Source organism: Acinetobacter sp. YH12137 (assembly GCF_013418535.1).
GTDB lineage: Bacteria > Pseudomonadota > Gammaproteobacteria > Pseudomonadales > Moraxellaceae > Acinetobacter.
On the sequence record NZ_VPBW01000037.1, the window covers coordinates 1 to 24992 of the forward strand.

Sequence of the window (24992 nt, forward strand, 5' to 3'; positions counted from 1 at the left end):
GCAAAGCACGTAGTGTTCATGGATTTCTAGGAGGGATTTACGCGTCCTTGTGTGCATATCAACTGATCCATAAAAATAAGCCAACAATTCAAATTATGAAGTCATCGGCTTAAGCAGGATTCGGGTTTTTTAAGCTGTTGCTGCAGCGTTGCGATTTTACCGAGCTTTTCAGTAGCAATTTTCTCTTTACCAAATGCACGAGCCAAGACATGGGTACGTTCCGTCAGATTGGCAATATATTGGCTAGTATTTGGAGAAAGGTCTAAAGTCGGAGCAATACCTTTAACAGCCTCGGCTTTAGAAGCCGAACGGCCACCGACAATAATCAGGTCGGGTTTAGCAGCTTTTAGTACATTGAGATCCGGTTCAAACAGAGAACCAGCTTTGGTGAATTTGTCCTGCTGGTATTTGCTTAAGTTGCCTACAAAGTTTGCTGCAGGCACCAGTTAAGCTTCAAGCCCTAGTGCATTCAAGGTATCCAGTGCCGAAAGGTCATATACTGCGATCTTTTTCGGGGCTTTTTTGAGTTGAATATTTTGGTCTTTATAGTCGAAAGTGACCTGTGCAGAAACTGTAAAAGAAGTTGTCAGTCCTAATATTGTGGCAAGTGCTAAAGTCTTAAATTTCATGTTTATTCCTCTAAATTCGCGACAAGATTAGCATAATTGGTAGAAATGAAAATCATTTTCATATGTGAATGATTAAAAAAGGGATAATGGCTATCCCTTAACCATTCAAAACTTTAGAAGGGGATTTGGGTCAGTTTATTCAGGAAATGCGGAATAAGCCGCGGCTCCAGAATAATCGTCATCACCACACCATAAGCTGCACCCCAAAGATGGGCACTGTGGTTGATATTGCTGTTGCCGCGCTTGCCCGACCAGATGCTATAGGCCACATATAAAACAGCAAAAATAATCGCAGGGACTGGAATAAAGAATACGAAAATCAGTTTCCATGGCTCAAATAGAATATAAGCGAACAGAACCGCGGATACTGCACCGGAAGCACCCAAGCTGGCCCAGCGCGCATCATTTTTATGTTTCAGATAACTTGGCAGAATCGCTGCAACCAGACCACCTAGATAAAACAGGATAAAGCCCAGATCATATAAATACTGGCGATAAAAACTTTCAATAATGCTGCCGAAAAAGAACAGCGTGATCATATTGAATAGTAAATGCGTGCCATCTGCATGGATAAAACCATGGGTAATGAAACGGTCATATTGACCACGTTGCATGGCAGGCGGCCAGAAAATCAGACGATTCATTACCGTTTCTTTTGAAAAAGCAATAAAAGAAACAATACAGGTGATCAGAATAATAGTGACGGTATGATTAAAAGGTAAATCAAGCATATAAGTAATTCTGGTTCTATCTATTTGACAATGATCATGCCATTAAAACAAATCTAAAGTGCGACTTTTATAATAAATCCGACAATTTTGGTTGAATTTTTATAATTACCCCGCATCTTCAGTTAAAATAGCAGCTTCAGCTTGAGGAAATTATTGTTATGTCGACTGAGAACAGCAACACTCCGGTTGCAGAAGAAATTCCAAATCTTTTGATTACACCGACAGCACAAGAGTATTTAAAGGATCTATTGGACAAACAGAATACACCAGGTATTGGCGTACGTGTGTTTGTAGAAAATCCGGGTACACCGCGCGCTGAATGTTGCATGGCTTATAGTGCACCTGATGAGGTTGTACCTACAGACTATAAGCAGGAATATCCAGATTTTCCGGCCTATATTGACTCTCCGTCAATTCCATACTTGCTAGATGCAGTTATTGACTACAATAAAGACCGTTTTGGTGGTCAGCTGACTTTCCGTGCACCAAACTCTAAAGTGCCACGTGTCGGTCCTGATGCCTCTGTAGAAGAGCGTATTACATACGTGCTTCAGTCAGAAATTAACCCGGGTCTTGCAGGTCATGGTGGTAACTGTGCACTGGTCGAAGTGGTTGAAGATCCTGAGCATGGCTTAACTGCAGTTCTTAAGTTTGGTGGTGGTTGCCAGGGCTGTTCAGCAATTGATGTGACTTTAAAACAAGGCGTTGAAACAACCTTGAAACAGCATATTCCTGAATTGGCACGTGTGGTTGACCAAACTGACCATACCCAAGCTGAAGGTGCTTATTTCAAATAAGTCTCTAATAAAATTAGCTTGTAAGAAATACCTCGAATGCTCGGGGTATTTTTTTATCTAGATTTAATAATGATAATAATTATCAATACTAATTGTATTTATAGTTACATTTGATACAATGCGTCACAATTCCAGCAATATTTCTTCATAAATCAACTTTTGGGGCACCTTCGAATATGAGTAAGCCGTTTATGAAATCGACTTTGGCCTTTGCAGTGCTTTCAGCATTAGCTGTTTCAGTACAAGCACAAGACCAGGTAACTGAAGAACAAAAAGCAACATTACAGACTGAAACTACTAAATTGCAGACCATTGTGGTAACCACAGCGGGCGGTTTTGAACAAAATATTGCAGATGCACCTGCTTCTATTTCAGTCATTACCGCGGAAGAATTACAAAAAAAATCATATACAGATGTAATTGATGCTGTAAAAAATATGCCAGGCGTCTCTGTGCAAGGTGGCGGCAATAATAAAGAGATTACAATCCGAGGTATGGGTGCAACCTATACGAAATACCTTGTTGATGGCAGACCAATTAGCGCCGGTAGGGCAGTGAATGGTAATGGTACAGACGGTGGGAAAATTGGTGCATATTTACCACCAATTAACATGATTGAACGTATCGAAGTCGTACGTGGTCCAATGTCATCACTTTATGGTTCAGATGCTATGGGTGGTGTAATTAATATTATTACTAAAAAAGCGTCTGCTAGTAATTGGTATGGAAGTATTTCTCCTGAATATACGAAGTCTGATAATGATTATGCAAATGATAGTTATGGCGTCAGCATGTATGTCACAGGCCCATTAATTCAAGATAAATTATCTTTAAGTATAGATGGTAACTTCCAGGGGAATGACGAAAGTGACTTTGTCGGTGGAGAAGGGCAAAAATCTGGTTCAAGTGAGTCTGAGAAGAAAGTGAGAAAGCTCGGTACTGAACTGGTTTGGAATGTCGATGAACATAACGATATTGGTTTGAGATATGATTTTACAGGGCAGCAGTACACTACAACACTGGGTAAAAGTGTGGATGTTGCCACTCAAGCCTCTATCAATGAAAATGAGAAAAATCTATATACCTTAACGCATAAAGCACGTTACGATAATTTTACCCTTGATTCATACTATCAAGATGAAACAACTAAAAAAGTTTATAGTGGTGTCGTTGCTGACGAAAAAAATGAAGAATTAAAAGTCTTTAATACACAAGGCTCATTTTTTTTGGGTAACCATGCATTAACAGTGGGTGGTCAATATCAAAAAGAAAAAATCACTGATACCACAAATGGTCTAGCCGATATTACTGGGGTCACTTCACTCGACCGTTGGTTATTTGCTTTATATGCAGAAAATGAGTGGAGCATTACCGATGATTTCGCTTTAACTGTGGGCGCCCGATACAATAAAGATGAATACTTTGGTGGTGAAATTACACCGCGTGTCTATGGTGTTTATCATTTAACTGATGCTTTAACTTTGAAAGGTGGTGTAAGTACAGGCTATAAACAACCAACGATTAGCCAAATTTCAGAAGGTTTTGGTAGCAGAACAGGAAAAGGCAGTGCTGTCATCATTGGTAACCCTGATTTGTCTCCAGAAAAAAGTACGAGCTATGAATTCGGATTTAACTATTCGGCTCCTGAACTTGGTTTAACAAGCAGTTTAATGGTCTTTAAATCTGATTTTAAAGATAAAATTGTTGAAGATCGTTTATGTGACACGCCAGGAACAACAAATAGTTCTCCTGTAGAAGAATGGAAATGTTCGGCAAATGGCAAGCCATATCGATTTGTTAGCCAAATGAAAAACGTTTCCGATGCAGAAATGAAAGGTGCTGAATTCACATTAGACTATGATGTACTGGATAATCTTCACGCGAGTACAAGTTATACTTATACAAAAACTGAGCAAAAAAGTGGCGAATTTAAAGGCCAGCCTTTGAATAAAATGCCAAAACATATGCTGAATGTCGGTCTGGATTATGATGTTTCAGATACCTGGACGACCTGGATGGACTATAATTACCGTGGCAAAACCAGTGATTATTTAAGCCGTACTTCTATGGATAATGGGACACCGGGATATGGTACTTTTGATGCCGGTGCAGTCTTTAAAGCGACAGATAACTTAAGTTTGACTGCTGGTATTTATAACATTGCCAATAAAGAAATTACCAATGGCGATTATGACATTGTACTTGATGGTCGTAGATACACCGTGGGTATGAATATCAAATTCTAATTCATAGATATGAAAAAGCCGCTCTCGAGCGGCTTTTTTTAGTCTTCAATCTTTAAAATTTTTAAGGTATTTTCAGCATAATAGAATTTTTCCAGATAGGCACGGGCACGTTCACGCAAATAGCCCTGATGAATCATCTGCTGAATAATCGGTGTCAGCAATTCATTCAATTCATGTTGAATCAATGCTTCATCAATATTTAGATCACGCAATAACTGGTCAAAGGTATGTTCCTGATTGCGTACATACCAGGTATAAATCCCGTCATGCAGTTGCTGCTGCATATATTCCGTCTGGCGCATATGATCCCAGATCTCGTGCCCTAAACTCACCGTCTGGTTCAGATCCTGGGTTTCAATATAGTTCTTGAGTACGGAAAGCGGCATGTCTTTAATCTTATGCCAAAGATTGGCCTGAAAATGATACAGCTTTTCATCATCGAAGTGCTGATTTAGCACATGCTCACTCATCTGGCTAAGTTTTAAAATATTTTTTTGCAAATAACGGGCGACCGTGTTGTCCAGACTGGTATCAGTGACATTTTCCAGAACAGATTTTCCCATTTTCATAAAACGGGAAACGCCCGGCACACTCTTGGCTATTACAGAATTGTCCAGATAATCCTGAATCGAATGCTGGATCAGTTGCGTAATCATGGCCGAGAAAGCAGGGTTATTCACCACCGCTTTGATTAGGCGCTGACGATGACCACTTTTGCTGGCCACATATTGTGCAATTTTATCAATGGTCAGTACCGGAATGACATCTGCAATTTTGGTTGTATCATTGGCTGGATGAACCAATGCGAACCGGATATGTTCGGCAATCTGCTCAATCAGAAAAGAACTGGCAGCAGTATCCAGAATCTGCTTTTGTAGTAGCTGATTGATCAGTTCACAGCTCCACAGATCTTTAAGCGACTGCTTGCGCAACCAGAGATAAAACTCATGAAACTCGCTTTGAATGGTTTCAGATTGAGAAAATACCTGATCAAGAAAATCAAGTTGAGCATCAATCAACTGCTCAATCATCGGGTGTTTCTGCATAACTTCTCTGAAACTTAATTGAAAGGAATGAGTTTATCAGCAAGTGGATTTTTTAGGGTCTGTGTCTTGGCCAGGAAAGGCAAATAATGTTGGGCAACCTGTTTCTCTGCTTCCAGAATCGGCATATGACCAACATTATTTAAAATTACCGGAGTTTCAGCACGTTTCAATAAAGAATATAGCTCTTTCACCACTTCGACATTAATAATTCGATCCTGTTTTCCCCATAAAATTAAAGTCGGGGCTTCCACTGTACGGGTCAGACGGGCAAAGGTATCAGGCGTATACAGCCGGTTGAGCATTACCACCTGATCAATCGATTTGCTGGTTTGTTCCGAACGGGCAATCAGCAATTTTTCTTGTGCATGTCTAAGCTGGTAAGGCAATGCTGGTGGATTCTGCATCAGCTGTTTGGAGACATCTTCCAGATCGCCCGGTTTACTGACAATCAGATCTTTGAGCGCATGTGGGTCTTTGGTATAAGGCGTATTGCCCATTTTATAGATGCCGGCACTATTTACTAGAAACAGGCTTTGGGTATCGAAAGGGTATTGGGATGCATAAACTGTCGCAATTGAGCCGCCCAAAGAATGACCGGCCACATGCAGATTCTTTTCAATCTTCAGGGTTTCGACAAAAGCACGTAATTGCGAAGTGACATTGGGTACAGACAAGTCAAAATCTGCTGGAATCCGGGTATCGCCATTGCTCGGCAAATCCGGAATGATGACATGATAATACGGAGTCAAAAACTGGGCGACACGATTCCAATTGTCGCGTGTGCCTGCTAGGCCATGAATCAGGATAATCGAGGGTTTGTTTTTTGCACCGCCTTCGCTATAACTCCAAGTCACATCCCCGACTTTCAAGGTTTTGGATTGTAGACCCGCCTGGATGCGTTGCTGGCTCAGGTAAAGCTGTAAAACTTCGGCAGATTTGGCTTTCGGTGGCGTAAACAGATATTGGCTATGGCTCAGGCTAGATAGGCTAAGACCCAGAGCGACTAAAGTGGAATAGATAATTTTTGAGCGCAATTTTATTATTTTCTTCATTAGCACTGTCCCCTGAAAAAACTGAGCAAAAACGCTCAAAATACTTCCGTGTTATCGATTTGCAATTTATAGATGAATCAAATCGTAATCTTTCACTTATTTTAAAGCATTCCTTAATATTGTACATCTGTTAATTATTAGCTTGAGCAGAAAAACTGCTCAAAAAACGTGATGAATTTCACAGAAAAATTCCCAGAACAAGAAATCATCAAAGCGCTAAAAATTTTACAGCTAATTTTTTTTGCAAGTGACATTCAAAAAATCTAGCAGTAAGATATTCCCACTAAAAACATCGATGGTAAAAAAGAATGCTCACAGCTCAGGAAGCTATAGATCGTCTTAAAAAGGGTAACCAGCGCTTTGTCAATGGTGAAACGCAGCATTTAAAATTATTATCGCATCAGCAACGTGCTGAAATGGCAGAAAGTCAGGAACCATTTGCTATTGTTTTAGGATGTTCAGATTCACGTGTACCTGCAGAAATGGTCTTTGACCAGGGTCTGGGTGATCTGTTTGTCATTCGGGTAGCAGGTAATATTGTTGCACCGTCTCAGGTCGGCAGTGTCGAGTTCGCAGCAGAAAGCTTTGGCTGTCCGATTGTGATTGTCTTGGGTCATACGCATTGTGGCGCTATTCATTCAACAATTGAAGCATTAACCAATCCGGCAACACCGCCATCTGCAAATCTAATGTCAATCGTGAACCGTGTACGTCCATCAGTTGAAATTCTAATGCAGACTGAACTGAAAGATGACCTGAATAAACTATCTAAACATGCAGTCCGTTCCAATGTATTTGCTTCAGTAAATCAATTACGTCATGGTTCTGCAGTTCTGGAAAGCCTGATTGCTAAAGGTAAGCTACAGGTGATTGGTGCAGAATATTCACTTGAAACCGGTGAAGTAACTTTCTTTGACTTCTAAGAAAATTTTAAGATTTAATTCAGTTAAAGGCGCCTTAGAGGGCGCCTTTAATATAAGAATAAGCATTATTTAATAAAATAGTCTGGGCTTTGGTGTTGGGATGAATCTGATCCTGTTGCATCAGACTTTTATTACCAGCGACGCCTTGCATAAAGAAGGGTAGTAGTTTGACCTTATACTGCTGACTGACCACCTTATAGTTATTTTCAAAAGCCTTACTATATGCCTGGCCATAATTTGGTGGCATTTTCATTCCAAAAACAACCACATTCGCCTTGGCTTTCTGACTTTGTTGTACCAGAGCTGCTAAATTCTTTTGAATCATTTGGGGTGGCTGTCCACGCAGGCCATCATTCCCGCCAAGCTCAATCACCACAATATCTGGACGGTGCGTCTGTAGCAGTTTCGGCAGCCTTGCCAAGGCACCACTGGTGGTTTCACCGCTCACACTTGCATTGACCACTTTATGCTGTTTCGGATAGTGTTGGTCCAAACGCTTTTGTAATAAATGTACCCAACCTTGCTGTGGTTGCATGCCATAACCAGCACTTATACTGTCACCCACAATCATAATGGTCTTTGCCGACAGACTAAAAGGAATCAGGCACAGTCCAAAGAATACCAGGCAAGGCAATACACGATTTTTCTGATTTAGATCTTTCATATAGGACACGTATGATTCAAAGCAGCAACGATTCGACCATCATGCCACAAGCGATTATTTCTGCCCAGAAATTGACACAAAAGATACAACTTTCACAAAAACAACTGACTATTTTTGAAGATCTTTCGCTGGAAATTTTGACTGGAGAACAGGTCGCCATTACTGGGCGTTCCGGTTCAGGAAAGTCAACTTTACTGGGCATTTTGGCCACTTTAGATCAGGCTAGTTCCGGGCAGTTAACGGTTTGTGGAGAGCTGGTATCGAACTTGAATGAAGAACAGCGTGCTTTAGTCCGGCTAAAAAATATTGGCTTTGTATTTCAGTCTTTCCAGCTTTTACCTCATCTTACTGCGCTTGAAAATGTCATGCTGCCTTTACGTTTACAGCTAGATTTTAAATATAGTGATGCCGAACAAAAGGCGCTGGCATTGCTACAAAAGGTCGGATTAGACCGTCAGGCTCAGCAAACGCCCAAAGTGTTGTCGGGTGGAGAACAGCAACGTGTCGCCATTGCCCGCGCATTGGTCAGTGAACCCAAAATCATTTTTGCTGATGAACCGACAGGTAATCTGGACGGGGAAACTGCCCAAGAAATCGAACAGCTGCTCTTTCAGTTGAATCGTGAATTAGGTACCACGCTGGTTCTGGTTACCCATGATCCTGATCTGGCCCGACAATGCCAGCGTCATTTTGAACTGGTGAATGGTCAGTTGATTGAACATGCGAGTGGAGGCTGATATGCAGCATCTGTTTCGTCCTTTACTCAGACAAAGTTTTAATACGACAGGAATTTATCTGCTAATCATCGCGCTGACCTTAGCGATTAGTGCCACTACGGCGCTTAAGTTCAGTAATGAACAGATTCAGAATGCCGTTGCTTTGCAGGCAGCCGAAATGCTGGCTGGAGATTTGGTACTTTCTGATAATGAGCCGCTAGCTCAGGAATGGCGTGATCAGGCCAGGCAGCTCGATTTACAGCAGTCTGAAGTCACATTTTTCAGTACGATGGCTTATACCAATGATCAGTTTGTCATGGTCAATGTTAAGGCTATTGATCAGGCTTTTCCTTTACGAGGAGAGCTACAGGTTCAACCTGCAGCAGACAAAATCCAAGCGGGGGAAATCTGGCTGAGTTCACGGGCCATGGATCTACTCAAGGTCAAACTGGGTGATGAACTGAATATTGCCGATGCCAAATTTAAGGTTACTGCAAAAATCGAGCAGGATTCGAATCAGGAGCTCGGCTTTTCTGGCTTTTCGCCGACTGTAATTATTGCTCAGTCAGAAGTGGCGCGCACCAATGCGATTCAGGTCGGTAGCCGGATTGATTACCGTTTATTAATGGCGGGTAATCCAGCCGATACCCGGCAATATGAAGCCTGGTTCAAGCAGAAGATAAAATCTGAAAATGGAACTTCAGATGAAGCAGATGCTGGGGTTGAGGGACAAGAACTGGAACAGCAGGGCAGTCTGCGCTTACGTAATGCCAGCGAAGGCAATACCCGTTTAATGAAACCAATTGCCAATCTGGATACTTTTTTGCAACTGGCCAATATTCTCACCATTTTGTTATGCGGGATTGCCATTGCTTTAACTGCGCAGCGTTATGTGCAGCAGAATCAGGATCATATTGCCCTGATGCGCTGTATTGGCGCGACCAAAAATCAGATTCTGACCGCTTATCTGGCTTTGCTAGGTTTAGTGCTTTTAATCGCCATGCTGATTGGTAGCGTAATAGGTGTAGCATTGGGTTATGGCTTATTGCAACTTATGCTACAGCTGATTCCAAACTTGCAGCTTGAGTTTTCTGCTAAGGCGATGCTGCTGGGACCATTGCCAATTGCCATGCTGACCAGTGCTGTGGTGTTATTGGGCTTTGTCATGCCAAGTCTGTTTCAGCTCTTGAATACCCCTCCGATTCGGGTCATTCGTCAGCAGGAAAAATCCGTCCATTCGATGTTGTGGATGTTACTGACCGGAACCTTAAGTCTGATTATTTTCAGTGTGATTTTAACGGAAAATATCGTGCTGACAGCTTGGGTGATTGGGGCCATTATTCTGCTTTGTGCTGTTCTGTATTTTACGGTCTGGAGTATTTTAAAACTGCTGCGTAATCTGAAATTCAATCTGTCTGCCTATGTACGGACACCGTATCAGACCGCTTTACAGATTACTGCCTTAGCTTTAGGACTCAGTTTGATTAGTGTGCTGGCTGTACTGCGTACAGATTTACTTGATCGATGGCAGCAACAGTTGCCGGAAGGGACACCCAACCAGTTTGTCTATGGTCTGCCGCCTTTTGATATGCCTGACTTAAAAGCTCAGTTAGAACAGAATGGCTGGAAAAGCACGCCGCTTTATCCCAATATTCGCGGGCGTCTGGTAGCGAAAAATGATCATCCTTTTGCTGCTGAACTGGTCAAAAAGAGTAATACCTTAAGACGTGAACTGAATCTGACTCAATCGGACCGCTATCCTCAGGATAATGTCATTGTGCAAGGGGAGGCAGGATTGAAACAGCCGGGTGAAGTTTCGGTCGAAGCCAATACTGCACAAGAGCTGGGCATCAAACTGGGGGATAAGCTCAGTTTTAGCTTGCCTGAAGGCATACTTGAGGCCAAGGTGGTGAACCTCAGAACAGTAGAGTGGGAAAGTTTTAGTCCAAACTTCTTCTTTATCTTTGCACCGAATACTATGGATGCCAATGCGGGCAGTTATCTGGGCAGTTTCTATGTACCGGAAACAGATAAAGATAAACTGGTGAATCTGGTTCAGCGGTTTTCCAATACGGTATTTATTGATGTCAGCCTGATTCTGGAAGAAATCAAACGAATTGTGAATGTGCTGGTACAGATCATTACCATTCTGGCTGTGCTGGTCAGTGTATCCGGTTTTCTGGTACTGATGGCCTGTCTAAACCTGCTCATGGATGAACGTAAACGTGAAGTGGCTTTGCTCCGGTCTTTTGGTAGTTCCAAACAGAAGCTGAAAACCATGATGAGTCTGGAAATCGGTTTTATCGGACTATTCGCCGGTATTGTTTCATGTCTGTTTGCAGAAGTGATCAGCGCCATTGCCAGCTATAAGATGGATCTGATCATCCAGCCTCATTGGGAAATCTGGATTATCCTGCCTGTGTTTATGACTGTATTATGTACCCTGATCGGGCGTTATCGTCTGAGTTATCTTTCCGAGATTCCACCTTTACAAAGCCTGCGTGAGATGAATCAATAAGATTCATTTCGCAGGTTGATCGGCCAACTGCTGTTGTAGCATTTGTAAAATCTCTTGCCAGAGTGGGCGGATCGGTTCAAGCAAAGCCAGATTATATTGATACAGCACGATACAGGCAGCGACGCCGAGCAGTAAGGCAACCAGACTGACCAAACGGCCACGCTGCATTTTCTGACCAAGATACCAGAGCGCTGTTAGTCCGGCCCCCATGATCATGCCGCCAATATGTGCGGCATTGTTAATTCCGCTGATCATAAAGCCCATCGCCAGGTTAAGGCCCATGATCATTACGAGCGTTTTTTTATCCAGAATAAAAGGCTGACGGGGCAACATTGGCAGTAAAGATAGAACAGTCAGGGAGGCACCGAGACCCATGACTGCACCCGAAGCACCCGCACTAACACCCGGCAATAAGCCAGGATTGGCTACACCGCCTTCGATTAAGGCATAACTGTCCTGGATACTCATATAGCCACTGAGCAAGCTACCCATCAGGCCGGCACAAATATAAAGACCTGTAAAATAGACCCGGCCAAAAATTTGTTCAGCGACACTACCAAAAATATACAGTGCCCACATATTCAACATCAGGTGAATTAAGCCAAAATGAAAAAACATGCTACTAAACAGGCGTATGGGTTCCGCTAAATACGTTAAAGGTGCATAATCTGCTCCCCAGCGAATGGCATCTGGAGAACTTGGCTGTGTGATGTCCATTCCATTCAGAACCTGCCAGCCAAACAGGCCGACATTGATACAGATCAGGAGTGCGGTCATCCACCAGAGCTGCATTTCCAGTTTGCGATGTGTTGTTGGGGGAGAATATTCAGGCATGCTATTTTTTTGCTGTGATTGTATATTTCGAATAAGCTTAACACGAAAAATTGAATTTTCAGGAGTAACGCACTGACATGAAAGCCTTTCTGACCCGCACCCTTCTCGTGATTGTCAGTGTGATTCTACTTGTTCAACTGTGGATTTTTGCAAGTTTAGCCTGGTGGCGAACCAATCCGGTGAATACCACCATGATGATGCGGATCGATTATTGGACTGAACCCTCCAAACCCATTCAACATCAGTGGCGCCCTTATGATGAAATCAGTACCAATCTCAAGCGGGCGGTAGTGACGGCAGAAGATGGAAAATTCATGCACCATCATGGCTTTGACTGGGATGGTATTCAGACTGCGCTCAGCCGTAACAAGAATGAAGGCCGTGTCGTGGCAGGGGGGTCAACCATTTCCCAGCAGCTGGCTAAAAACCTGTTCCTTGTCAACAAGCGTTCATTCCTGCGTAAAGGTCAGGAAGCTGTTGCGACTTGGATGATGGAGCGCATGTGGTCTAAAGAGCGTATTCTGGAAGTGTATTTAAACTCGATTGAGTTTGGAGACAATATCTATGGAGCAGAAGCGGCAGCCAAACATTATTTTGGTAAGACTGCAGAGAGCCTGACTCGTGATCAGGCCATCTTCCTGGCAGCGATTCTCACCAATCCAAAATATTTTGAAGATCATCGTAATGCATCAGCCCTAAAAGCACGTAAACGTATGATTCAGCGTTATATGCGCTATGCTGAAATCCCTTAAATAAAAATATCAAGATAAAGCCCAAATATTTGGGCTTTTTTTATGAAAATGTCATTAATTTGAAGCATACTAAAAGCAATAAGCAAGACTTGAAAATAGCGTAGGTTTGATATGAATACGGCAGCCAGTACGACTTCGGCACTGACCGAATATACTTATAATGATCGTTACATTAATCGTGAACTGTCTATTCTGGATTTCCATTTGCGAGTGCTGGAACAGGCGGTTGATCCTCTGCATCCTTTGCTGGAACGCATGAATTTTCTACTGATCTTTTCACGTAATTTAGATGAGTTTTTTGAAATTCGTGTGGCTGGCGTCATGGAACAACTGGATTTGGGCAATGAAAGCCGCAGTCCAGATGGTTTGACGCCAAAACAAGTATTAGAGCAGATTGCCGAAACTGCACATGCCGCCATTGAACGTCAGTACCGTATTTTAAATGAAGAGATTTTGCCTAAACTGCGTGAGGAAGATATCTGCTTCTTGCGCCGTGGAGAGCTAACACCGGCACAATCGGCCTGGGTGAAAAAATATTTTCAGGAACAGGTTGCTCCAGTTCTTACGCCTATTAGCCTTGATCCGGCACATCCATTCCCACGTCTGGTGAATAAATCCCTGAATTTTATTGTGACACTCGAAGGGAAAGATGCCTTTGGCCGTCAGATTGATCTTGCGGTTGTTCCTGCGCCACGTTCATTGCCACGTGTTGTGCGTTTACCGGATGAACTGACTGATGGTAAAGAACATCATGTGATGTTATCCGCCATCATTCATGAACATGTGTCTGACCTGTTCCCGGGCATGACCGCGACTGGCTGCTATCAGTTCCGTGTTACCCGGAATGCCGATCTGGCCTTAAATGAAGATGTTGAAGACCTGGCCAAAGCCTTAAAAGGCGAGCTAAGTTCGCGCCGTTTTGGTCGTGCAGTCCGTCTGGAAGTGACTGAAAATTGTCCGCAGCATATTTATGAATATCTGCTGGAAGAATTTGATCTGGATGAAGAACAGCTCTATAAAGTGGCAGGACCGGTTAATCTGGCGCGGTTACTGTCCAACTTCAAACGTCCACATTTACGTTATGATTCACATACGCCAATTCTGCCTAAAGTACTGAAGAAATCTGAAAATGTTTTCAGTGCCATGCAGAAGCAGGATATTTTGCTACATCATCCATTTGAATCTTTTGCTCCAGTGATTACGCTGTTACGTGAAGCGGCACGAGACCCTCAGGTGCTGGCGATCAAGCAGACACTGTACCGTAGTGGTCCAGATTCCGAGATCGTGCAGGTGCTGGCAGAGGCGGCCCGTAACGGTAAGGAAGTGACTGCAGTCATCGAGCTGCGTGCACGTTTTGATGAAGAATCTAATATTGCAGTTGCCAATGTGCTGCAAGAAGCGGGTGCTGTCGTGGTCTATGGCATTGTTGGTTATAAAACCCATGCCAAAATGATTCTGGTGGTACGCCGAGAAAATAACAAGTTGGTGCGTTATGTGCATCTGGGAACCGGGAATTATCATGCGGGCAATGCACGGATTTATACAGATTATGGCTTGTTAACCACAGACAAGGATCTGTGTGAAGATGTGCATCGTATCTTCCAGGAATTGACTGGAATGGGGAAAATGGCCAAGCTGAAAAAGCTGCTCCATGCGCCATTTACCTTGCATGCCCAGCTCATCAACTATATTGATAATGAAATAGCCAATGCCAAAGCGGGCAAGAAAGCCCAGATCATCGTGAAGGTCAATGCTTTAACTGAGCTGCAACTGATCAATAAACTTTATGAAGCTTCTCAAGCAGGTGTACAGATTGATCTGATTATCCGTTCAATTTGTTGTCTACGTCCAGGCTTGCCGGGACTTTCAGAGAATATTCGGGTACGTTCAATCGTCGGCCGTTTCCTGGAACATACGCGCGTATTTTATTTTAGCAATAATGGCAATTCCCGCATTTATTGCTCAAGCGCAGACTGGATGGATCGTAACCTGTTTAATCGTGTAGAAGCCTGTTTTCCGATTGAAGATGAAGCATTAAAGAAACGCATTTACCAGCAAGGCTTATTAAATTACCTGAAAGACAATCAGCAGGCCTGGTTGTTACAAGGAGATGGAACCTGGGTGCGTGCCCAAGTTGCAGAAGGTGAACAACCGCATAATGCACAGCGTACCTTGCTGGAAACCTTTAAATAACTCTATGCAAACTAAAAAGGCTGATAATTCAGCCTTTTTTATATTTTGTTAATTTTGAGAATGGATAAATGGATTCGCGAGTTTTTGATAGATTTTGCGAATAGCAGCATAAATCTGGTAATCGTGCAGACTTAATCTGTTTTGAATTTCGGCCAAAGTCAGGTCTTGGCTGAAATACTTTAAAATCTGTACTTCAGTCTGATTTAAAAAATGTATTTTTGTTTCCTGACTCACTAAATAACGGGCTAATTCAGGATGTAAATCGGAACCACCGCGTAGGATAATTTTCAGGCTCGCTACTATTTTTGAAACAGGATGCGATGCAATCAGATATCGATCTACGCCAGATGACAAGAATAAATTAATCATTTCAGGTGAATCATCAGCTAAAACTGCAATCAGATGAGGAATCTGGATTCGTGCTTGAATTATATTAAGATTCTTAAGTTGTGCTTTCTCATGAATCTCATATAACACGAGATTGGGAAGATACTGTTCAATATGGGATTGAGCAGACAGATGATCGGTATAGGACAGCATATCCGGTTGATAACCGAGCTGTAGCAATGCAAGATCAAGATTGGAAGAGAGCGGGGGTGGATAAGGTTGCACCAATAATACCGGTGCAGGCAAAAATGAGGCCAAAGAAATCTTATCCTGAGAGTAATTAATATACAGATGTATTTTGGCTTAAATTAGTTTCAATGCCAATCCCAAGAAATAGGGATTTAATTTTTATATATTATAAATAGTTAAAGTTTAAAAATTGGTTTTGAATCATTTTAATTGACTGAATTTATAAAAATTAAATTTATCAGAAGACGTAGGCAATAAAAAAGGAGCAATCTAAGTGCTCCTTTTTTATTAGGGCTTAATTAAGCTGCATCGTGAGCAGTAATTTTTTGCAAAATTTGTAATAACACATCGAATTCGCTTTGTAGCGGTGTGCTCTTACGAGTGACCAGCGCCAGAGTACGGCTTGGTGCAGCATTGATTGGATTGATGCGCAGATCCGGATTGGCTTTGATCATATTGGTATGCAGTGCAATTTCTGGCAACAGGGTAAAACCAAGATCAGCAGACACCATTTCGATCAACGTCGGTAATGAACTTGCTTTCAGGCGATGATCATTTTTACGCTCACCAATCGGGCAGGCACTCAATGCATGATCACGCAAGCAATGGCCTTCTTCCAACAGCATCAGGCGAGACAGATCCAGATCTTCCAGAGACTTGGCTTGAGCCGCATTCTGGTCAGATTTGTGATGTACCAGATACAGATTCTCTTTGGCAATTTCAGCAACTTTCAGGCTACGGGTATCGAAAGGCAGCGCTAGCACCACCATATCCAGATTACCATGCTCCAGTTTCTCTACAATTTTCTCACTTTGAGCTTCATGTAAATGTAGCTGAATTTTCGGTAGCTGCTGATGCACTTCATCCAGAAATTGCGACAGGATGAAAGGGGCAATGGTTGGAATAACGCCAAGATGCAGATCACCGGTTAATGGTTCACTCATTTCACGACTTAAACGCATTAAGTCCTGAGCATCAGCCAGTAGAACACGGGCACGTGCAACCACTTGTTCACCAAGCGGCGTTAAACGTACATTCTGGCGATCGCGTTCAACAAGAACGCCACCGAGTAAACGCTCCAGCTCCATAATACCGCCAGACAAAGTTGACTGGGTAACAAATGAGCGGCGAGCAGCTTCTGTAAAATGCAGCGTCTCAGACAGTGTTACGAGGTATGACAGCTGTCTTAGGGATGGTAATGCAGCCATAGTGTCCTAATGTTTATGATTTAAAATGATCAGCAAATAATTCGCTAAGATATGGAATAAAATGCGGAGGGATATCATGCCCCATTCCATCAATTAATTCAAATTTAGCCCCTGAAATTGCTTTTGCAACAGCCTTACCATGACTAGGAGGCAGCAATCTGTCACGAGCACCATGAACCACCAGGGTCTCTTGTTGGATTTGCTTGTCCAGTTGCAGCAATGAACCCGTACATAATATTGCTAAAAACTGTTGAAGTACACCCGCTGGATGGTAACTTCGCTTATATAACTTACGGGCGGTCTGAATCGCTTCCAGATGATTCACATAACCCGGTGAGCCAATAATATTAAACAGCTTCAAGCTATGATCGACAATGCCATCTTCATCTGTGGAAGCGGGTTTGTCAATTAAACTAAAGAGTTGCTTTGGAAAAGGCGGGGGTAACAGTGGCTGGTTATTACTGGTAAACAGTAAGCCCATTTTTTTAACTTTGTCAGGATAACGTGCGGCCAGAATCTGGGCAATCATGCCGCCCATAGAGGCACCGAGCACATAGACCTGACCCAGTCCCATTTTTTCAATCAGAAGATGTACATCATCTGCCATATCGTACAGCGTATAAGGCGCGCCCTGATTGCCTAAACCCAGTACAAAACGGCTCATCATTTTTAAGGTGTTTAAGCGAGGCCCTTTATGGTGAATCTTGGAAGATAAACCAATATCCCGGTTGTCAAAACGCACCAGATGATAGCCCTGATCAATGAGTGATTTACAGAAGAAATCGGGCCAGTATAGCATCTGTGCCCCAAGTCCCATAATCAGCAGAATGGTCGGGTGTTCAGGATTTCCTCCGACTTCCACGTGCAATTCGATGCCATTGCCAAGATCGGCCTTGGTTTCACGCATGAAAGCTGTATACGGAGAATGATTGAACTGCAGGGCACTGTGCATGATGTATTTCCTGATTAAAGGACATTTCGCTTAAAAAATGTCCTTTGTATTAAACATCTAAACTGTAGCTGGAATCAAGTCAGGAACCTGCTTGGTCAATGCCAGGCGTTGTTTGGCAGCAGTGGCACCAAGCAGGACAAATCCACGCAAAGTACCGCTGGCATCAAAGGCTTTGGCCAGCATACCGTCATCAAACTCTTCATTTTCCCAAGTTACTTCGACATCAACCGGAGCAGGAAGGACAGTCAATGGCGCAGCTGGCGTTTTTACCGCAACAGGCATTGCTGGATAATGGACTGCAGTATGTTCGCCATTCAATGTTTTAGACAGGGCGCGGGCCTGCTGCATGATTGGCATGACATATGGTAAAAGCATTCCATTTACTTCCGCACAGTCGCCTACTGCATAAATGTCCGGTTGATTGGTTTCTAGTTTTGTATTGGTCAGAATCCCGCGACTGGTATGAATATCGGCTTCTTTTGCGACAGAAATATTCGGTTGTAAGCCCACAGCAGAGAGCACCACGTCAGCAACTACTGATTGGCCATTGGCAAGTGTTACCAGATAGTCACCATTTTCAACTTTAGAGACTTTTTCAACTGTTGTTCCTAATACAAAATGAATGCCCGTCTCTTCAAGATTTTGCTGAAAAGCATCTGCGACATGAGCTGGTAATAAGCGACCTAAAGGCTGGGGTGCCAGATCAATCACAGTGACCTGATGATTGGTATGCTGCAAGTCATTGGCAAATTCACAGCCGATCAGGCCTGCGCCTAGAATCACCACGCGTTTATCCTCACGTGCTGCCAGATTATGACGGAAAGCTTTATAGTCAGTCAGGTTATTGACCATATGAATATCGTCGCTGGCATCACCGGCAATGGCTAGGCGTACTGGATTGGCACCTACAGCTAGCACCAGTTTAGAATAATCCTGTGTGCTTTCCTGACCGTCTTTTTCTAAAGTTAGCTGATGTTGTTCAGGATGAATCACTTTGACCCAGGTGTTTTTTTCGATGCGCATTTTCAGCTGTGCTGACATTTTTTCTGCATCACCCAAAGGGATGTGTTCTGGCGCTTTGTTTCCTGCTAAAGCATTAGAAAGCGTAGGTTTTGCATAATTAGTCGCATCATCAGCACAAATCATGACAAGTTCATGGTCTGGGTTGAGTTTGCGAAACTCACGGGCAACAGCATAACCCGCCATGCCCGAACCAATGATGACGATAGGATGCATACGATTCTCCATGCTTTTTTAAATTAGTTTTTTTCAGGTATAAAGGACATAAAAAAGACCATTCAATATGGTCTTTAAAAGAACATGATTAGATTTCAATCATTTCAAAATCGACTTTAGAAACACCACAATCCGGACAAGTCCAGTCATCAGGAATATCTTCCCATTTGGTTCCAGGAACGATTCCGTCCTGAGGCCAACCTTCTGCCTCGTCATAAATCCATCCACAAACGATGCATTGATATTTTTTCATATAACTCTCCAAAACTGACCAACTGTAGCTGTCAGCTTAAAATCCACAAATGGCAAGACCCTAAAGAATATGACTTTTAATAGTAAACATATTTGGCTAAATTTTTACGCAGTTCTATTCATAAAGTAAAGCGAATAAAAGTTTAATCAGTGAAATTAACAGCAGAAAGGGCAGTCCCTAGGTATTTCATTACTAGAAGTATATTTAAGCTTAGGCAAACAATTGTATTTTTAGTTTTATAAAACACGTTTCTGGCTTAGATTTTAGGTTGTAGACCAAAGTCGGGCAGAAAAAATGATTAAAATCAGTTAACTTAGACTTAGAAAAGTCTTTATTAAATATTTTTTAAAATAAATTTATATATTTAAATCAATTGGTTATTATTATTTTCTGCTTTAATATTGCACAGTCGTTGTTGTTACACATTGTTAATTTAGTTTAAAATTCACCTATTCCTTTCCTTGTTTAAAGATCTCCCATGAGCAATTTGTCTACTTCTCTGTGGTCTCACATTCGTACTGTCCAGAATTTCCCAAAACCAGGCATTTGTTTCTTCGATTTGACTCCATTATTCATGAATAATCTAGGGCCATTAACTGATGCTTTGATTGCCAGCATTCCTGAAGAAAAGCTTGCTGAAGTAGACAGCTTTGTGGCAGTGGAAGCACGTGGTTTTGTGCTGGCAAGCCTGTTGGCGCAGCGTACGGGCAAAGGCTTATTGCTGGTTCGTAAAGCAGGTAAATTGCCGCCTCCAGTCGTAGGTGTAGGTTATAGCCTTGAATATGGTCTGGACCGTCTGGAAATGTCTGCAGAGGTTCAGGGACAAAAAGTGATTATTGTGGATGATGTACTGGCAACTGGTGGTACATTGAAAGCAGTTCATGAATTGGCTGAGAAATGTCAGCATCAGGTTCTAGGTGCGAGCATCTTCCTTGATCTGCCAGATTTACACGGTGAATTAGGCTTGGACATCTGGTCAGTACTTGACGATAAATCTCAGCCTGAAGCTGCAGTTGCTTAAGTCTGAATGATCAAAAAAGCCCCAACTATTGGGGCTTTTTTATTGCCGGATAAAATGATATTCAATTTCCTGAATCAGGTCGTTAATCTGTTCGGGATGTTCCAGACGATGATGACCACCTTTAATGGCATGAATTTGCATATAATCTTCAAGCTGAGCTTGTGCTGCATGCATATCCAGAATTTCATCGCCTAATTCCAGATAGGCCATTTGCGGAATATCATGCTGCAAATCACTGTCACAAATCGCAGGATAATCATCGCGGAAATTCGGTTGCAAGCTAGGATTCGCGATCACACAAGGGATCTGATGAGCTTGTGACATTTTTAGCGCCCAATAACCGCCCAGACTGTGTCCGACCAGAATATCCGGTTTAATGGTTTCAACCATTTCGTGGTAGAAATCGGCTACCGACTGGTAGCTCAGATTGCGATAATCCACATCTATACAATATTTATGCATTGCATCAATTGCATGAAATTTCGTGGACTGTTTTGACGAATCCAAGCCATGAAAAAACAATATTTTAGACATATTTTTACTCATTTTTATCGGACATGGCAAAGTCGTGGTCAGGGTGTTAAGACACCACCTTCTAATATGGTCATTATTGTAAAACGTCTATTTCGAGGAAGCAGTTAGCTATTGGTCTAAGCTGATACGGGATATAAAGGCAGAATTTGTGCAGAGGATTGAGGTCTTGGACTTTCATCTAACAAAAGTTGGGCAATATTCTAAAAAAACCAATCATAAAATTCGAAACTGAAAATAATGAAAATCATTTGTTTTTAAAAATTTCATATATCCAGAAATTTTTCTCAAGAAAAGCCACGTGTGGGAAGTCTTTACGCTACGATTTGATGCAGATTTCTGCTATTCTATGCAACTTCTATTTTTTAACTAATCTTATCCGAGGCAGAGATGACGCAAAATAACGCTCAATCGACTTCTGAACAAATCATTTCCGAAAACGATTTAATTGCACAGCGTCATGCCAAGTTAAAGCAGATTCAAGACCACGCAAAAGAAACTGGTGTTAGCCCATGGCCAAACACATTTAAACGTGAACATTATGCGCAAGATTTACAAGACCAGTTTGCTGATAAATCTAAAGAAGAAATTGAAGCTGGCGAACACGTTCATGTAAAAGTAGCAGGTCGTGTGATGTTGAACCGCGGTTCATTCATCGTGATTCAGGATATGACCGGTCGTATTCAGCTTTATGTTCCACGCAAAGAGCTTGAGCCAGAAGTACTTGCAACGATCAAAGGCCTGGATCTGGGCGATATCATTGCAGTTGAAGGTTATATCGGTCGTTCTGGTAAAGGTGACCTGTATGTTCATATCGAACATTTTGAATTACTGACAAAATCATTACGTCCACTTCCAGACAAGTTCCATGGTTTGACTGATACTGAAGTGAAGTATCGTAAGCGTTATCTTGATCTGATCGTAAATGAAGAAACCCGTAAAACTTTTGAAGTTCGTGCCAAAGTTGTTGCCGGTATTCGTAGCTTCCTGAACGACAAACGTTTTATGGAAGTTGAAACCCCGATGATGCACGTAATTCCTGGTGGAGCATCTGCGCGTCCATTTGAAACGCATCATAATGCACTGGATATGCCGTTGTTCCTGCGTATTGCACCTGAGCTTTATTTGAAACGTCTGGTTGTGGGTGGTTTCGAGCGCGTATTCGAAATTAACCGTAACTTCCGTAATGAAGGTGTTTCTACTCGTCATAACCCTGAATTCACTATGATCGAATTCTACCAGGCGTATGCAGATTACAAAGACCTGATGGAATTGACAGAGCAAATGCTGGAAAAACTGGCAATTGATATTCTGGGTACCACTGATGTGCCTTATGGCGATGAAGTCTTTAGCTTCAAAGGACCATTTAAAAAGATCTCAATGTTTGACGCCATTCTTGAGCACAATCCACAGTTCACTCCAGAAAATGTCAATGACCGTGAGTTCCTGGCGAAATTCATTCAGGAAGAACTGAAAGAACAGGTAAAACCAGGTTTTGGTCTGGGTAAACTGCAAACCATCGTATTTGAAGAAACGGTAGAAACTCAACTACGTCAGCCTACATTCGTGACTGAATATCCAGCGGAAACTTCTCCACTAGCTCGCCGTAATGATCAAAATCCGCATATTACAGACCGTTTTGAATTCTTTATCGGTGGTCGTGAACTGGCAAATGGCTTCTCAGAATTAAATGACCCGATTGATCAGGCTGAACGCTTCCAGGCACAGGTTGCTGAGAAAGATGCGGGTGATGATGAAGCAATGCACTATGATGCTGACTTCATTGAAGCTCTGGAATATGGTCTGCCTCCTACAGCAGGTGAAGGGATCGGTATTGACCGTCTGGTGATGATCTTTGCGAATGCACCAAGTATCCGTGATGTAATCTTATTCCCGCATATGCGTCATAAACACTAATGACTTATTCGAAAAAAGGCAGTTTTTAAAACTGCCTTTTTTATGTGTTCAGTATTTATTTTAAATAAAATTAAAACCCAGCATTATTTCATTCTATTTTTTACATTTGTGATTTCATTTTTGTATTTCTATCTCATTTCTCGAAGCGATTTTTTATTTTAAAAGTCAATTAAATCTAGGGTTTCATATTATACTGATACAGTTTCGCCATTGAATATTATTTTTGAAATATCTATGGTTAGGCAAAAATAAACTTGAGAATATTGATCCCATGTTTCTAAAAAAACCATTATTAAGTGCACTTCTTACGACACTTTCGCTTCCTGTTTTTGCTCAAGGGCTGGTTCTGAATGATGCAAATCTTCGTACTGACTTGAACTGGTTAAACCAGCAAGGGGTGATCCAGATCAGTACCTCGACCTGGCCGCTCAGTGGTGATGAAATTCAACGTGCTCTATCCAATGCACAAGTGAGTAACAAAGTACAACAACGTGTTATTGATTCAGTTCTGGCAAAATTAACAGCAGACAATCAGCAGCTCAAAGTAGGCTTATTTGCGGAAAGTGATCCAAAAGATATTCCTCAAGCCTTTGGCGATCAGCAAAAGGCACAATTTCAGGCAGCTTTAGAGTTTAATGCAGGTGGCGAAAACTGGGATGCCAAACTCCGGGTTAATGCCGAAAAAGATCGACAAATTGAGAATGATCAGGATGTAAATCTGGAAGGATCTTATCTAGCAGGGAAACTCTGGAATCAATGGCTGATTGCCGGCCAAATTCCGACCTATTGGGGTCCGGGACATGATGGCAGCTTGATTCGCGGCGATGCTAGCCGCCCAGTATATGGATTTATGGCACAACGTGCAGAACAAACAGCTTTTGAAACTAAATGGCTGTCCTGGATTGGACCGTGGCAATATCAGGCTTTTGCAGGACAATTGGATGATTATACTGCCGTTCCAGATGCCAAACTAATTGGTCTTCGGGTAACAGCACAACCTTTATCTTACTTGGAGCTAGGTGCTTCTCGTGCGATTCAATGGGGTGGGGAAGGACGTCCTGAAAGCTTAAGTTCATTATGGGATGCTTTTGTCGGGAATAAAGATAATGGTGGTACGGGTGAACCTGACCCATCAAACCAGATTGCTGGTTTCGATGCACGCCTGAACCTGTTTCCTTTGACACAGGTACCTATGGGCTTCTATGGGCAATATGTAGGTGAAGATGAAGCGGGTGGTCTACCTGCGAAGAAAATGTATCTGGCTGGAATAGACTATTCTTCGACTGTAAGAAATATGCCATATCAACTTTATACAGAATGGGCAGATACACGTACTAACGGCAAGGTGCGAGGTATTTCTTATAACCATACCAATTATACTGATGGTTTTTATCAGCATGGTTATCCGCTGGCACATGCTTTAGGTGGTGATGCACAGATGGTTTCAGTAGGTGGTGATATCCGTTTTGATCCGATGAACCGTTTATCTGGGCGGGTATTGTTTGCTGAAGTGAATCAGTCTGAACGTGCAAGTTTAAATAATGCTGCTTTTGCTTTTGATGATGAAATTAAAGCACTAGATGTCACCTGGTCGCATTATATTCGTCCAGAAATGCCACTTAAAATTAATGCCTGGATAAGTGACTCAGATGTAAATGGTCAGGATGGCGGTGCCTCTATTGGAATTGAAATTCCATTAGAAAAAGGCTTGTTCAAATATTAATATTCAAGACACAACAAAATCCTGCTCATCTGGCAGGATTTTTTTATATTTTCAAAAATTACAGACAAAAAAAAACGCAATGATTGGGGTTGTCATTGCGTAGAAAAAGGAAGTTTCTTTCAAAACTAAATCAAGATTAACTGTGGAGAGAGTTAAATTTGATTCCTTACTGTATGTAAGTATATTAGGACTCATTCTCATGTGACTCATCAGTATTCATGTTAATAGATGTTAAGTAAGGTTAAAACTATGAAGAATCTGTGTGGAAACTTGCCTTATTTTTGCGCATTTTGGCCTTAAATAAAAAAGCCCTTTATGAAGTAATGCCAGTCAGTTAAGCAAATATGAGTAAAATGTAGTAAAAATGAGTGTATGTAAATACGCTCATTTTTTTATGACTTTATCTGAAAATTTAGATTGCACCCTTCAACATTCTTTACCTTCACTTAGCCATTTTAGTGAATTTATTGATTT

At 42.1% G+C, this 24992-nt stretch carries 23 protein-coding genes and 1 pseudogene; 11 read left to right on the forward strand and 13 right to left on the reverse strand.

Annotation, left to right across the window (positions count from 1 at the left end):
* Positions 1-113, forward strand: a pseudogene (locus FTU72_RS13590) (IS982 family transposase); the annotation flags it as partial.
* On the opposite strand, the gene FTU72_RS16440 reads toward FTU72_RS13590, so the two are convergent.
* The 3 genes from FTU72_RS16440 to FTU72_RS13600 all read right to left on the reverse strand — a co-directional run bounded on the left by FTU72_RS16440 (position 102) and on the right by FTU72_RS13600 (position 1360).
* Complete coding sequence (locus tag FTU72_RS16440; protein WP_257220287.1) at positions 102-443, reverse strand: hypothetical protein; 342 nt, start codon at positions 441-443, stop codon at positions 102-104. The pseudogene FTU72_RS13590 and the gene FTU72_RS16440 sit on opposite strands and share 12 nt — an antisense overlap.
* Before the next feature lie 3 nt (positions 444-446).
* Complete coding sequence (locus tag FTU72_RS16445) at positions 447-629, reverse strand: hypothetical protein (protein WP_257220288.1); 183 nt, start codon at positions 627-629, stop codon at positions 447-449.
* 113 nt (positions 630-742) lie between these two features.
* Positions 743-1360, reverse strand: coding sequence for a rhomboid family intramembrane serine protease (locus tag FTU72_RS13600; protein ID WP_004783040.1), 618 nt, complete (start codon positions 1358-1360; stop codon positions 743-745).
* Positions 1361-1518: 158 nt separating this feature from the next.
* On the opposite strand from FTU72_RS13600, the gene nfuA reads away from it, so the two are divergent.
* Positions 1519-2157, forward strand: coding sequence for a Fe-S biogenesis protein NfuA (gene nfuA, locus FTU72_RS13605; RefSeq protein ID WP_004783039.1), 639 nt, complete (start codon positions 1519-1521; stop codon positions 2155-2157).
* A gap of 191 nt (positions 2158-2348) precedes the next feature.
* A complete protein-coding gene (locus FTU72_RS13610; protein WP_249365097.1) occupies positions 2349-4403 on the forward strand; it encodes a TonB-dependent receptor domain-containing protein in 2055 nt (684 codons plus the stop codon).
* A gap of 38 nt (positions 4404-4441) precedes the next feature.
* Here FTU72_RS13610 and FTU72_RS13615 read toward each other — a convergent pair whose 3' ends face one another.
* Both FTU72_RS13615 and FTU72_RS13620 read right to left on the reverse strand, forming a co-directional pair.
* On the reverse strand, positions 4442-5449 hold the full coding sequence (locus FTU72_RS13615) for a hypothetical protein (RefSeq protein WP_180053015.1): 1008 nt from the start codon (positions 5447-5449) through the stop codon (positions 4442-4444).
* 14 nt (positions 5450-5463) lie between these two features.
* Positions 5464-6501 carry an alpha/beta fold hydrolase gene (locus tag FTU72_RS13620; RefSeq protein WP_180053016.1) on the reverse strand — a complete coding sequence of 346 codons (1038 nt, stop codon included), beginning with the start codon at positions 6499-6501 and terminating at the stop codon, positions 5464-5466.
* 308 nt (positions 6502-6809) lie between these two features.
* Here FTU72_RS13620 and FTU72_RS13625 point away from each other — a divergent pair, with 308 nt between their 5' ends.
* A complete protein-coding gene (locus tag FTU72_RS13625; RefSeq protein WP_004783034.1) occupies positions 6810-7424 on the forward strand; it encodes a carbonic anhydrase in 615 nt (204 codons plus the stop codon).
* Positions 7425-7458: 34 nt separating this feature from the next.
* Here the strand turns inward: FTU72_RS13625 and FTU72_RS13630 are convergent, their stop codons facing one another.
* A complete protein-coding gene (locus FTU72_RS13630) occupies positions 7459-8088 on the reverse strand; it encodes an arylesterase (protein ID WP_180053017.1) in 630 nt (209 codons plus the stop codon).
* Positions 8089-8099: 11 nt separating this feature from the next.
* On the opposite strand from FTU72_RS13630, the gene FTU72_RS13635 reads away from it, so the two are divergent.
* Positions 8100-8825 (forward strand): ABC transporter ATP-binding protein, encoded by a 726-nt coding sequence (locus FTU72_RS13635; protein WP_034704174.1) that lies wholly within the window; start codon positions 8100-8102, stop codon positions 8823-8825.
* A gap of 1 nt (position 8826) precedes the next feature.
* A complete protein-coding gene (locus tag FTU72_RS13640; RefSeq protein WP_180053018.1) occupies positions 8827-11322 on the forward strand; it encodes an ABC transporter permease in 2496 nt (831 codons plus the stop codon).
* Between the two features lie 3 nt (positions 11323-11325).
* Here FTU72_RS13640 and FTU72_RS13645 read toward each other — a convergent pair whose 3' ends face one another.
* Positions 11326-12156, reverse strand: coding sequence for a rhomboid family intramembrane serine protease (locus tag FTU72_RS13645; protein ID WP_180010748.1), 831 nt, complete (start codon positions 12154-12156; stop codon positions 11326-11328).
* A gap of 77 nt (positions 12157-12233) precedes the next feature.
* Here FTU72_RS13645 and mtgA point away from each other — a divergent pair, with 77 nt between their 5' ends.
* Positions 12234-12908 (forward strand): monofunctional biosynthetic peptidoglycan transglycosylase, encoded by a 675-nt coding sequence (mtgA, locus tag FTU72_RS13650; RefSeq protein WP_004783023.1) that lies wholly within the window; start codon positions 12234-12236, stop codon positions 12906-12908.
* A 111-nt stretch (positions 12909-13019) separates the two neighbouring features.
* The gene (ppk1, locus tag FTU72_RS13655; protein WP_180053019.1) at positions 13020-15101 is read left to right on the forward strand and encodes a polyphosphate kinase 1; all 2082 of its coding nucleotides are present in this window, start codon (positions 13020-13022) and stop codon (positions 15099-15101) included.
* 48 nt (positions 15102-15149) lie between these two features.
* Here ppk1 and FTU72_RS13660 read toward each other — a convergent pair whose 3' ends face one another.
* The 5 genes from FTU72_RS13660 to rubA form a co-directional block, all read right to left on the reverse strand.
* The gene (locus tag FTU72_RS13660) at positions 15150-15746 is read right to left on the reverse strand and encodes a DNA-binding response regulator (protein WP_159122824.1); all 597 of its coding nucleotides are present in this window, start codon (positions 15744-15746) and stop codon (positions 15150-15152) included.
* Between the two features lie 230 nt (positions 15747-15976).
* A complete protein-coding gene (oxyR, locus tag FTU72_RS13665; RefSeq protein WP_005234587.1) occupies positions 15977-16885 on the reverse strand; it encodes a LysR family transcriptional regulator OxyR in 909 nt (302 codons plus the stop codon).
* Between the two features lie 13 nt (positions 16886-16898).
* Positions 16899-17837 (reverse strand): esterase EstB, encoded by a 939-nt coding sequence (estB, locus tag FTU72_RS13670; protein WP_218945715.1) that lies wholly within the window; start codon positions 17835-17837, stop codon positions 16899-16901.
* Positions 17838-17894: 57 nt separating this feature from the next.
* A complete protein-coding gene (gene rubB / locus FTU72_RS13675) occupies positions 17895-19073 on the reverse strand; it encodes a rubredoxin reductase RubB (RefSeq protein ID WP_175967056.1) in 1179 nt (392 codons plus the stop codon).
* A gap of 88 nt (positions 19074-19161) precedes the next feature.
* The gene (gene rubA, locus FTU72_RS13680) at positions 19162-19326 is read right to left on the reverse strand and encodes a rubredoxin RubA (RefSeq protein ID WP_004783011.1); all 165 of its coding nucleotides are present in this window, start codon (positions 19324-19326) and stop codon (positions 19162-19164) included.
* 478 nt (positions 19327-19804) lie between these two features.
* Here rubA and FTU72_RS13685 point away from each other — a divergent pair, with 478 nt between their 5' ends.
* Positions 19805-20347, forward strand: coding sequence for an adenine phosphoribosyltransferase (locus FTU72_RS13685; RefSeq protein ID WP_004783009.1), 543 nt, complete (start codon positions 19805-19807; stop codon positions 20345-20347).
* 39 nt (positions 20348-20386) lie between these two features.
* Here the strand turns inward: FTU72_RS13685 and FTU72_RS13690 are convergent, their stop codons facing one another.
* Entirely contained in the window at positions 20387-20881 is a 495-nt protein-coding gene (locus FTU72_RS13690) for a YqiA/YcfP family alpha/beta fold hydrolase (RefSeq protein WP_180053020.1), read from the reverse strand.
* Between the two features lie 387 nt (positions 20882-21268).
* Here FTU72_RS13690 and lysS point away from each other — a divergent pair, with 387 nt between their 5' ends.
* The gene (gene lysS, locus FTU72_RS13695) at positions 21269-22795 is read left to right on the forward strand and encodes a lysine--tRNA ligase (protein WP_034704199.1); all 1527 of its coding nucleotides are present in this window, start codon (positions 21269-21271) and stop codon (positions 22793-22795) included.
* Positions 22796-23066: 271 nt separating this feature from the next.
* Positions 23067-24518, forward strand: coding sequence for a capsule assembly Wzi family protein (locus FTU72_RS13700; protein ID WP_180053021.1), 1452 nt, complete (start codon positions 23067-23069; stop codon positions 24516-24518).
* The last annotated feature ends 474 nt before the right edge of the window (positions 24519-24992 follow it).

Coding starts and splice junctions, on each gene's coding strand:
- FTU72_RS13645 (WP_180010748.1), bottom strand. CDS start 12,156: ATGCCTGAATATTCTCCCCCAACAACACATCGCAAACTGGAAATGCAG.
- mtgA (WP_004783023.1), top strand. CDS start 12,234: ATGAAAGCCTTTCTGACCCGCACCCTTCTCGTGATTGTCAGTGTGATT.
- FTU72_RS13685 (WP_004783009.1), top strand. CDS start 19,805: ATGAGCAATTTGTCTACTTCTCTGTGGTCTCACATTCGTACTGTCCAG.
- FTU72_RS13600 (WP_004783040.1), bottom strand. CDS start 1,360: ATGCTTGATTTACCTTTTAATCATACCGTCACTATTATTCTGATCACC.
- FTU72_RS13620 (WP_180053016.1), bottom strand. CDS start 6,501: ATGAAGAAAATAATAAAATTGCGCTCAAAAATTATCTATTCCACTTTA.
- FTU72_RS13635 (WP_034704174.1), top strand. CDS start 8,100: ATGATTCAAAGCAGCAACGATTCGACCATCATGCCACAAGCGATTATT.
- FTU72_RS13625 (WP_004783034.1), top strand. CDS start 6,810: ATGCTCACAGCTCAGGAAGCTATAGATCGTCTTAAAAAGGGTAACCAG.
- nfuA (WP_004783039.1), top strand. CDS start 1,519: ATGTCGACTGAGAACAGCAACACTCCGGTTGCAGAAGAAATTCCAAAT.
- rubA (WP_004783011.1), bottom strand. CDS start 19,326: ATGAAAAAATATCAATGCATCGTTTGTGGATGGATTTATGACGAGGCA.
- lysS (WP_034704199.1), top strand. CDS start 21,269: ATGACGCAAAATAACGCTCAATCGACTTCTGAACAAATCATTTCCGAA.
- FTU72_RS13615 (WP_180053015.1), bottom strand. CDS start 5,449: ATGCAGAAACACCCGATGATTGAGCAGTTGATTGATGCTCAACTTGAT.
- ppk1 (WP_180053019.1), top strand. CDS start 13,020: ATGAATACGGCAGCCAGTACGACTTCGGCACTGACCGAATATACTTAT.
- FTU72_RS13690 (WP_180053020.1), bottom strand. CDS start 20,881: ATGTCTAAAATATTGTTTTTTCATGGCTTGGATTCGTCAAAACAGTCC.
- FTU72_RS13700 (WP_180053021.1), top strand. CDS start 23,067: ATGTTTCTAAAAAAACCATTATTAAGTGCACTTCTTACGACACTTTCG.
- FTU72_RS13610 (WP_249365097.1), top strand. CDS start 2,349: ATGAAATCGACTTTGGCCTTTGCAGTGCTTTCAGCATTAGCTGTTTCA.
- oxyR (WP_005234587.1), bottom strand. CDS start 16,885: ATGGCTGCATTACCATCCCTAAGACAGCTGTCATACCTCGTAACACTG.
- estB (WP_218945715.1), bottom strand. CDS start 17,837: ATGCACAGTGCCCTGCAGTTCAATCATTCTCCGTATACAGCTTTCATG.
- rubB (WP_175967056.1), bottom strand. CDS start 19,073: ATGCATCCTATCGTCATCATTGGTTCGGGCATGGCGGGTTATGCTGTT.
- FTU72_RS16445 (WP_257220288.1), bottom strand. CDS start 629: ATGAAATTTAAGACTTTAGCACTTGCCACAATATTAGGACTGACAACT.
- FTU72_RS13640 (WP_180053018.1), top strand. CDS start 8,827: ATGCAGCATCTGTTTCGTCCTTTACTCAGACAAAGTTTTAATACGACA.
- FTU72_RS13630 (WP_180053017.1), bottom strand. CDS start 8,088: ATGAAAGATCTAAATCAGAAAAATCGTGTATTGCCTTGCCTGGTATTC.